Raw genomic sequence first — 8,990 nt, 5'->3', positions numbered from 1 at the left:
AACGGGTGGGCGCTGTGCCTCGAAGGCACCAGGGCCAACGCTGAGGGAACGCTTCTTCGCGGCGACCGACGTCTGCGCATCAACGGGAAGCCTTTGGACCACCATGGCGGAGTCTCGGCGTTTGCCGAATACGCTGTCGTGGATAAACATTCTGTGGTCCCCTTGCCCGATGGCGTACCGGCCGACGTCGGCGCTCTCCTTGGGTGCGCCGTCCTCACTGGCGGTGGCGCAGTCACTAATGCAGCGAAAGTACGGCCCGGCGAGTCCGTCGCAATTGTCGGCATGGGCGGGGTGGGCCTCGCAGCAGCACTTGTGGCTATCGCAGCCGGGGCAGGAGAAGTTGTGGCCATCGACATGCTTCCGTCCAAGCTGCAAACGTCGCTGGAGATTGGTGCGACTGCCGCCTACACACCCGCCGACGCAGCGGCCGCCGGTCTTAAATTCGATGCCGTGATCGAGTGCGTAGGAAACCCGGCCGCACTCTCCGGTGCCATCGACATGACCAAACCAGGCGGCCGTACTGTGACAGTCGGGCTTCCACGACCCGAAGCACGCCTCGAAATCTCGCCCTTGAACCTGGTGGTTGAAGCCCGTCAGCTCATCGGCTCCTACATGGGCTCCGGCATTCCCTCCGAGGACATCGCCCGCTATGCCCGGATGTACCTGGATGGCATCCTGCCAGTAGAAAAGCTCATCTCCGGCACCATTGCTCTGGACGACATCAACCATGCCATGGATGAACTCCGCGAAGGCCGGGTAATCCGTCAGATCATTGACCTCAAGGGAAACGCCTCGTGAACTTCACTGACCAAACCGTCATAGTCACTGGCGCCGGCAGCGGAATCGGCAGGGCGGCAGCCCTGCAATTCGCTGAGCTTGGTGCCAACATAGTCGTCGCCGACAAGAATGAAGCGGCGGCCCGGGAAGTCGCCGACGAGGCTGGCGCCAAGGCCATTGCAGTCACCGTCGACGTCAGCGACTCGGCCAGCGTCCGCTCAATGATCAAGGCTGTCGTGGATCACTTTGGGGGCATTGATGTCCTCTGCAATAACGCGGGCTTCGGTTTCCCCGGCAACGTCCTGGAAATCGACGAAGACAACTGGGACCGCCTCATGTCCGTCAATCTCAAAGGCGTGTACCTCTGCTCGAAGTACGCCATCCCGGAACTCGCAAAGACGGGTGATGGCCGGATTGTGAACACGTCCTCGTACACAGCGAACGTTGGCATCCGTGACCGTGCCGCATACGTGGCTTCCAAAGGCGGCGTATCGGCACTCACCCGAGCCATGGCCCTTGACCACGTGGATCAGGGCATCCGCGTCAATGCCGTGGCTCCGGGAACCATCAACTCGCCCTATTTTGACAAGATGATCGCCGAGTCAGCAGAACCCCAAGAGCTTGTTGACTCCCTCAACGGCCGTTCGCCCATGCATCGCATGGGGCTACCGGAAGAAGTTGCCGAAGCCATTGTCTGGCTGGCCGCTAAAGAGTCCAGCTTCGCTACGGGATCTGTGCTCACCATCGATGGAGGAACATCAACATGGTAATCGCCGACACTCACGCATCCCTTTTTATTGGGCTCGGGAACATGGGCAGGCCGATGGCCATCAACTACTCCCCCGGACGCGAACTCTTCGTCTACGACACGAACCCTGTGGTCGCCGCGGAGGTGGCTGCGGCGACGAACGGCACGGCTCTGCCGGACTTGGCGAACATCCCGGCCCACGTGGGGACCGTGATTCTCATGCTTCCCAACAGCCGAATTGTTGAGTCTGTCCTGCGCACCAGCCCGGGGCTCTTGAAGCGCCTTGCGACTGGAACCCTGATCATTGACATGAGCTCCTCGGAACCCGAGAGCACCGCAACCTTGGCTGCTGAAGCGGCTGACCTCGGCATCGACTTTGTCGATGCACCAGTGTCCGGTGGTGTGGCGAAAGCCCTGACCGGGAAGCTGGCCATCATGGTTGGCGGCGACAGCACCGCCGTCGAACGCGCCAAACGGCACCTTCGCAACCTCGGCGAGTCCATCACTCATGTTGGGCCGCCGGGGACGGGACATGCAGCCAAAGCGCTGAACAACTTGTTGTCGGCCACCAACCTCGCCGCAGCCGCCGAAATTCTGACGGTGGCCGCAACGGCTGGAATTGCACCCGAGAAAATGTTGGAAGTCATCAATGGCTCCACGGGCCGCAGCCAAGCGTCAGAATTCAAATATCCCCGCCATATCCTGACTGGAAGTTTTGATTCGGGCTTTGCCATGGACCTGATGCTCAAGGACCTGAACATTGCCAGGAACCTTATTTCCCAGCAATCCGCGGAGGCGCCGATTGTGCTCACCGCGCAGGAGACAGCCGAAAAAGCGCGGGGGCTTTTGGACAGTGACCACCCGGACCACACCGAATTTGCCCGCTACTACGAAAAGCTCAACGGCGCATCGCTGCGCACCAGCTGATCGCCGTACCATCCGGAAGGACACCAATATGACCATTGATCTGAACGACCAGACCGCCGAGGCCCAGACCTTCATCGATGACATGGCGCGCAAACGCGGATACGTACTCGACTACCACAAAGTAATGGCCAAGCATGATTTTCCCGTACTTCAGGCGGCCAACCATGTGGTCTCCGCCGCCTATCTGGATGAGCGGACTCTTGACCGCCGGACCAAGGAACTCATCTTCATTGCCAGCCTCACTGTCATGCGCGCATCCAAAGGACACATCCAGTCCCACATCCGCGTAGCCCTTGACCTTGGCCTGACGCCAACTGAAATCCTGGAAGCGATCGAGATTTCGCTTCCTGAAGCCGGCATCGTCGCCTTCCAGGCCGGATTCGAGGCGTGGCGGGAAGTCGTCGGCGCGGACGGACTCGAACCGTCGGTGCCAGTTCACGAGGGCGGCAATGGCGCCGGGTAAGAACGACGGCGTCTACCGAGTTGTCGTTGTTTGCGTCGGCACCCGGGCCACTGAACGCAGCGACGTCTACCTTAACTACCGCTTGTACGGGGAAGACGATGGCCCGGCCACCGTCGACTACTACTTCTGGATTCTTCAGAGCCCGGCAGGAACCGTTGTTGTGGACACAGGTTTTGGCGAGGCTGCGGGCCGACGTCGTGGCCGCACTCTACTGCTGCACCCGGCCGAGGCGCTTGCCCACCTGGGCGTCAACCCGAAGGATGTTGCAGACGTGATCGTGACCCACGGCCACTACGATCACATCGGAAACCTTGATCTGTTCCCGAACGCCCGGATCCACATTGCCGAAGCGGAATACAAGTTCTGGACCTCACCCACTGCCGGGCACGTCCAGTTCTCCTTCTACGCAGAAGACGGTGAAATAGACCAGCTTCGCCTGGCCGAAACCCAGGGGCGCCTCAAATTGTTCTCGGGCGAAACATCACCGGCCCCGGGCATCAGACTCGTCGAGGTCGGCGGGCACACACCTGGGCAAGCAATTGTCTACGTTCCCACTTCGGAGGGGGACGTTCTGCTGGCCTCTGACGCTGTCCACTTTTACGAAGAGCTCGAACGCGACATGCCCTTTACGGCAGTCAGCGATCTGCCGGCCATGTATGAGGCATTTTCGTTCATCCGTGAAGAAGCGCGACACCGCCGGCTTACCATCGTCGCCGGCCACGATCCTGACGTTCTGGCACGATTCCGTCCCTGCCAGGAACTTCCCGCCGGGACGGGCGTAGCCATCGGCGCAACCCACCAAGACCAAGAGGAGAAATCATGACCAGCATCTTCAATGTCGTTGCCAGATACAGAACCAAACCCGGAACCACAGAAGAGGTTCTCGGACATCTGGAGAAGATGGCAGCCCAAACCCGTGAAGAACCCGGCAACATCTCCTACGAATTCTTTCGCGGGGTCGAAGATGACAGGAAGATTGTCATCCTGGAGAGTTACCACACTGCCGAGGACTTTGACGTCCATCGGCAGTCGCAACACTTTCTCACCATCGGGGCTATACACATAATTCCTGAGCTGGAAGCACGGACCGTTTCCACCTATGTCACTGCCAATAACCCCGCTGAAGCTCCCTAAGGACGGCACGAGCATGGAAAAAGCCTCCACCACCGAAGCCCGGAGCAGACAGAACTGGTCCGGGCTTCGGCCTACCCGGAACGTCCTTGTACAAGAATCCGTCGGCGAGCCCTACCAGGCCACCGTGGACGCAATCACCGAAGACTTCACTGTCATATGGGTAGTCTCCGACACTACCCACCAGCGCAAAGCCTTCGATCACCGCGAGGGAGTCGTTATCTCGGGTGCTTAGGTTTGCGTTGTCGGATTAGCGCCGACAGGACTTCATATACGAGGAGAGCGGAAGCGGCCGATCCGAGCACGTGTAAGGCCGTCGTCTTTCAGGCGGACTTTCCTTCTGCTCCAGCCTCCGCTGGAGAAGGGGCGTGGAAGCTGGAGAGCGCAATGTCGCCGGCATTCCTAACGTGGGCACGACAAAGCCTGCTTGCTTCATCAGCATCTCGGCTGCGGACTGCCTGAACGATTTCGTCCAGTTCAGCCACCGTCTGCTCAAACCGTCCCGGTGAGGACAGGGTCATCCTACGCAGCATGGTTACACGATTGTTCAACTGCTGAAGCATCTGCGCGAGTACGTGGTTTCCGGACCCAGCGAAGAGAACTTCATAGAAGCCGTTCTTCGCTTGGAGCACGTTTATCTGATCGGACGCGATGTCCGACTCGTGGAGAGCCCGAACAGAGGCTGCGAGCTTGTCGATTTCGCCGTCTGATGCCTTGACCGTGAAGCAATATGCGAGGTGGCCCTCGATGAGTTCCCGGGCCTCATAAATTTCACGAGCATCTTCTTCCGTAATCACCGCAACGGAGGGGCCCTTGTGGACCACGTTGGTTATCAGCCCTTCGGCCTCCAATTGCTTCAGCGCTTCCCGCAGGAGTGTACGACTAACACCGAGCCTGTCGCAGAGGTCCCGTTCTATCAGCTTTTGCCCTGGCGTGAAGGCTCCGTACAAGATGGCGTCCCGTAGCGTGTTTTCGGCCAGTTTACGCAACGACATGTCGTCGCGCTGCAGCCTCAAACCCAGTGGCGACTCCATGGCAGCCTCCCCTCCTGTCGTGAATGCCTTGACTTAGCGTACTACGAGCAGGGCGGGAGCGACCATAATGACTGCCGATCGGATTGTCCGACATAGTGTCAGCCCCCACTCGCACGCGAAGTAGAGTCTATTGCCCTGACGCGATCAACAATCCTATAATCAAGCCAAGAGCTGTTTTGTATGACAAAAAGGCATTGCGACAATCGTACTCAGTAGCCTCAAGTGTGATCTGAACTTCTTCCCGAGGAGGGGACGGAGCAGATACCGACCGTAAGGACAAAGTAATGGTCAATGAAGACCTGGACCTCGATTTGGCCCCCAGAACGATGGCGGCCGAGAATTTCGAGACAGCTGTAGTAATCCAGGACGTGAAGAAGTCGTTCGGGGAGACACAGGCCCTGCGAGGAGCGAGCTTCTCCGCGCGTGCTGGGGAAATCCACGCGATCGTCGGTGAGAACGGCAGCGGGAAAAGCACGCTGGCGAAAATCATGTCCGGCATCGTTCTCCCCGACGAGGGATCCGTGGACATCCATGGTCACCACGTGTCGAGTCCGGGCGAGGCACTCAAGACAGGCGTCGCGACCGTATTCCAGGAAGTCCTGGTCGCTGAAGGCGCGAGTATTTCGGACAACGTATTCATCGGATCACAGGGCGTATGGCACTCCCGCACGTCCAGGAGCGAGCAGCACCGACGTGCAACCGATGTGCTGGAGCAGCTTATGGGCCATCCCGTCGACGCCTCTGCATTGGTGGAAACCCTGAGTCTGGCAGACCGGCAATGGGTCACCATTGCGCGCGCCCTTGTGCGTTCACCGAGAGTAGTGATCTTCGATGAGTCCACCGCGGCGCTCGACCTTTCGGGGGCTGCACGGCTTTACGCCCAAATGGAGCGCCTCCGCTCCGAAGGCGTCTGCGTTGTGATTGTTACTCACCGTATCGCTGAGCTCACGACTTTCGCCGACAGTGCAACGGTTCTGCGCGACGGAATTGACGTCGGGATCCTCAGAGGCAGCGAGATCACAGAATCCCGTCTTATTGAACTCATGACCGGCGTCAAGGAGCGGAACGGCCAGGCAGCTCCATCGCAAAGGCTCTCCAAGGGCGGAACAGCAGACATCGTCCTTCAAGCCGCCGGGCTCGTGGCAACGCAGGGAGCACGGCCTTCGGACTTTGTGCTGCATAGTGGCGAGATCGTCGGCTTTGCCGGGTTGGACGGTCAAGGTCAGGCCGAGTTCCTCCAAACCCTCACGGGCGTACGACAGGCCATCAACGGCGAAGTTACCGCCATTGCCAGGACCGGCGCAGAGCACCCCATTAGCAACCTGGCAGAAGCTGTAGCAGCGAAAGTCTCCTATATTTCAGGCGATCGACGCAAGGAGGGGATTTTCCCGAATCTCAGCATTTTCGAGAATTTCGGGATGCCGTTGTACCGTCATCACCGCCGTGCCGGCGTCATCGACAGGACAGCCATCTCGGCTCGCTTTAATGACATGTCCAAAACCCTGAAGCTACGGGCAGGCGCATCATCGGATCCCATCACCTCCCTCAGCGGCGGTAACCAACAAAAAGTCCTCATCGGTAGGGAACTGGCTCAAGATCCGCAAGTTGTTGCCCTCAACGATCCCGCACGTGGAGTCGACATCAGCACAAAGCGCGAACTGTATGCCCAGTTGGAACATCTAGCTCTCGAAGGAACCGGAATTATCTATCTCTCTACCGAGATCGATGAACTCATCGGGCTCTGTGACCGTGTGGCCGTTTTCCGCGACGGCGCCCTCCTGGGTTGGGTGACCGGCGACAACATCACCTCCGACCGCGTTCTTGCCGGAATGTTCGGTCACCTTGAAGCAGACTTCGACGTCGAGAAAGCACTGGTGGAGCAGCAATGAAACAACAAAGCCGATTTGGCAGATTCACCAGCAAATCTACCTACGCATTCGCCGCGTGGGGTTTGCTTGCCGTCCTTCTCATCGTGTGCGCAATACGCGCTCCTTACCTCTTCACTGCCAGCGGCATCGGGGGGCTGCTGGTCTCGGCCGTACCTCTGGTCCTGGTGGTGATGGGAATAACTGTCACGGCCCTGGTGGGCAGCGGTGTTGATCTGTCCGCGGGTCCGCTGATGATCTTCGTCAATGTCACCCTCGTCAAAGTCCTCTTCGACCAACAGATAGGGTCACCCGTTGCTGTCATCGCGTGGGCGCTTGGCATTGGTGTCTTGATACAAATCATCCAGGCCATCGTCATTACGGTCGCCCGCATCGAACCGGTGATCGTAACTCTGAGTGCATTCCTGGCATTGTCCGGGATCAACCTGGTTATCCTCGCACAGCCTGGCGGTCAGGCTCCGAGATGGCTCGCTGAGTGGGGATCCGGCAGGTCGATACTCGCCCCAATGACTATTGTTCTGATCTTGGCAATATTGGGTTGGTGGGCGTTCACCAGAACCCAACTGTTCACAAACCTAAGGCTCGTCGGGTCGAACCAGCGCACCGCGTTCGTCAGCGGAGTACCCGTTACTATGATCCGCGTAGTCGCTCACGGTATTTCCGGGTTGCTGATTGGTGCGGGCGGCCTGGCCTACACCGGTCAAATAGCATCGGGAAACCCCACCCAAGGAGGCACCTACACACTCGCAGCGATTACAGCCCTGGTGCTTGGAGGTATCAGCCTTGCGGGTGGGCGCGGCGGCGTATTGGGCTCCATTCCCGGGGCCGTCGCCGTCACGCTTATCTCATTCACTCTGACCACGTTCTCTCTGGGGTCATTGGCCTCATTCGTTGTGCAGCTCTCGTACGGCCTCATCCTGGTTGCAGCACTCCTGATCAGCGTGATCATCCCATCACTGTGGCGCAAGCGCCGGGAGGTAAAAGCATCATGACATCCATCAAAGCGCAACAACGAAACATCCGAGTACCGCTGCTGTCCAAGGCGTCGGGGCAAAAGAACGTCATACTCGGGCTCATTATGCTGGCGGCATTGCTTGCCGTCGGCGCCGCCACAGTACAAGGTTTCCTATCTGGCTCTAATGTTCGCTCCATGCTGCTTCTCGGCGCTTTCCTTGGCCTGGCATCGGTTGGGCAGACTCTCTGCGCGTTGCTCGGCGGGCTTGACCTCTCCATTCCCTACTTGATTGGTTCTGCCAACATCGGGACCCTCTACATGATCAGCTCGGGCGTACCGGCAGGCATGGCGATCGTGATTACTCTTGTTCTCGGCATCGTCGTCGGCACGATAAACGGCCTCATAAGTCTCCATCTTCAGAATCAAGCTCTCATCGTGTCCCTGGGTGTTGGATTCGCCACCGTGGGGGCGACGCAAGTTCTCACGAGCGCGGGCGCCTCGAATGCCGGTGGCACGAGCGGAGTGGTACCTGATTGGCTCGCCAACATTTCCTCGCTGAGTGGAGAAACGCTAGGCGTTCCTGTACCTCCAGTCATCCTCATTTGGCTTGTTCTCGCCGCTGCCCTGATCTTCATCATGCGTTCAACGTGGTTTGGTCGGAGCACGTATGCCTTGGGTGGAAACCGCTCAGCCGCCCGCCTCATGCTCATCTCCGAACCGCGCCGGTGGGTCACTGTCTACGCGCTCAGCGGCCTCTTTTCAGGTGCCACGGGAATACTCCTGCTCGGCTTCACAGGTGGAGCGTTCGTGCGTGTGGGCGATCCCTACCTCTTCCTCACCGTGGCCGCAGTTGCCGTAGGGGGAACCTCCCTGCTCGGCGGCAGGGGAGGATATGGCAGCACACTCGTCGGCGTGCTCGTCCTTATCGCCCTGACCTCGCTCTTGGTGGGCTACGGATTGAACAACAACGCACAACAATTTGTACTCGGCCTCCTGATCGTCCCGCTCGTCGGCTTCTACGCGCGCAATCCCCACATCAGACAGCAAATCTAAGCTCTCGACCTCCATA

11 protein-coding genes are annotated in these 8,990 nt (G+C 59.0%); 10 read left to right on the top strand and 1 reads right to left on the bottom strand.

What is annotated here, in order from left to right; all coding sequences use genetic code 11:
- From AUR_RS20080 to AUR_RS20050, 7 genes are all read left to right on the top strand, one after another.
- A partial coding sequence (locus AUR_RS20080) for a zinc-binding dehydrogenase (RefSeq protein WP_128397310.1) occupies positions 1–798 on the top strand: 798 nt, incomplete at its 5' end.
- Positions 795–1,547 (top strand): SDR family oxidoreductase, encoded by a 753-nt coding sequence (locus AUR_RS20075; protein ID WP_062096396.1) that lies wholly within the window; start codon positions 795–797, stop codon positions 1,545–1,547. The genes AUR_RS20080 and AUR_RS20075, both read left to right, overlap by 4 nt.
- Positions 1,541–2,452, top strand: coding sequence for an NAD(P)-dependent oxidoreductase (locus AUR_RS20070; protein WP_062096394.1), 912 nt, complete (start codon positions 1,541–1,543; stop codon positions 2,450–2,452). The genes AUR_RS20075 and AUR_RS20070 overlap by 7 nt, the downstream gene beginning before the upstream one ends.
- A 28-nt stretch (positions 2,453–2,480) precedes the next feature.
- Complete coding sequence (locus AUR_RS20065) at positions 2,481–2,915, top strand: carboxymuconolactone decarboxylase family protein (protein WP_062096392.1); 435 nt, start codon at positions 2,481–2,483, stop codon at positions 2,913–2,915.
- Positions 2,902–3,738: an N-acyl homoserine lactonase family protein gene (locus AUR_RS20060; protein WP_062096390.1), complete on the top strand. Its 837-nt coding sequence runs from the start codon at positions 2,902–2,904 to the stop codon at positions 3,736–3,738. The genes AUR_RS20065 and AUR_RS20060 overlap by 14 nt, the downstream gene beginning before the upstream one ends.
- Positions 3,735–4,049, top strand: a complete 315-nt coding sequence (locus AUR_RS20055; RefSeq protein WP_062096388.1) for a putative quinol monooxygenase — start codon at positions 3,735–3,737, stop codon at positions 4,047–4,049. Before AUR_RS20060 ends, AUR_RS20055 begins: the two co-directional genes overlap by 4 nt.
- A 13-nt stretch (positions 4,050–4,062) precedes the next feature.
- Positions 4,063–4,281: a hypothetical protein gene (locus tag AUR_RS20050; RefSeq protein ID WP_062096386.1), complete on the top strand. Its 219-nt coding sequence runs from the start codon at positions 4,063–4,065 to the stop codon at positions 4,279–4,281.
- A gap of 88 nt (positions 4,282–4,369) precedes the next feature.
- Here AUR_RS20050 and AUR_RS20045 read toward each other — a convergent pair whose 3' ends face one another.
- Entirely contained in the window at positions 4,370–5,080 is a 711-nt protein-coding gene (locus tag AUR_RS20045) for a GntR family transcriptional regulator (RefSeq protein WP_082694572.1), read from the bottom strand.
- 284 nt (positions 5,081–5,364) lie between these two features.
- On the opposite strand from AUR_RS20045, the gene AUR_RS20040 reads away from it, so the two are divergent.
- The 3 genes from AUR_RS20040 to AUR_RS20030 are packed head-to-tail and all read left to right on the top strand — an operon-like array spanning position 5,365 to position 8,974.
- The gene (locus AUR_RS20040) at positions 5,365–6,969 is read left to right on the top strand and encodes a sugar ABC transporter ATP-binding protein (RefSeq protein WP_062096384.1); all 1,605 of its coding nucleotides are present in this window, start codon (positions 5,365–5,367) and stop codon (positions 6,967–6,969) included.
- Positions 6,966–7,958 carry an ABC transporter permease gene (locus AUR_RS20035; protein ID WP_062096379.1) on the top strand — a complete coding sequence of 331 codons (993 nt, stop codon included), beginning with the start codon at positions 6,966–6,968 and terminating at the stop codon, positions 7,956–7,958. The genes AUR_RS20040 and AUR_RS20035 overlap by 4 nt, the downstream gene beginning before the upstream one ends.
- Positions 7,955–8,974, top strand: coding sequence for an ABC transporter permease (locus AUR_RS20030; RefSeq protein WP_062096374.1), 1,020 nt, complete (start codon positions 7,955–7,957; stop codon positions 8,972–8,974). The genes AUR_RS20035 and AUR_RS20030 overlap by 4 nt, the downstream gene beginning before the upstream one ends.
- The last annotated feature ends 16 nt before the right edge of the window (positions 8,975–8,990 follow it).

Origin of the sequence: Paenarthrobacter ureafaciens, from assembly GCF_004028095.1 — a bacterium.
Lineage (GTDB): Bacteria > Actinomycetota > Actinomycetes > Actinomycetales > Micrococcaceae > Arthrobacter > Arthrobacter ureafaciens.
This window is presented reverse-complemented; position numbering and strand designations above follow the sequence as displayed.